The 251-nt window shown below is 62.2% G+C and carries 1 protein-coding gene; it reads right to left on the bottom strand.

The window, feature by feature from the left end; translation table 11 throughout:
• Positions 1 to 54 precede the first annotated feature (54 nt).
• On the bottom strand, positions 55 to 251 hold a 197-nt coding region (locus tag KVT32_RS30870), incomplete at its 5' end, for a hypothetical protein (protein ID WP_217619513.1).

Raw genomic sequence — 251 nt, 5'->3', positions numbered from 1 at the left:
TGTGCAGCGGAATCGAATGGTCGAGGACGTGAAGGACACGCATGTGATACTCCGTTATGCTGCGCTGGCGATCAGGGAGCTGGCCGCACTGGTGGTACTGTGGATACTGGTGGCGCCGGTGGCGCCGTTCTTGCGCTGAAAGGCTTCGAACATCAGCACGGCCCACTGCGCTGTGCTGTGGTCCTTGGTGCCGGCCCGGTGCTCGTCGGCCATCCGCTGTAGGTAGTGGCGGTTGAAGAGGTAGGTATCGG

The organism is Achromobacter sp. GbtcB20, assembly GCF_019091095.1.
GTDB classification, from domain to species: domain Bacteria; phylum Pseudomonadota; class Gammaproteobacteria; order Burkholderiales; family Burkholderiaceae_B; genus Achromobacter; species Achromobacter mucicolens.
Note: the sequence above shows the minus strand (reverse complement) of the source record. Positions and strands in the feature narration are given on the sequence as shown.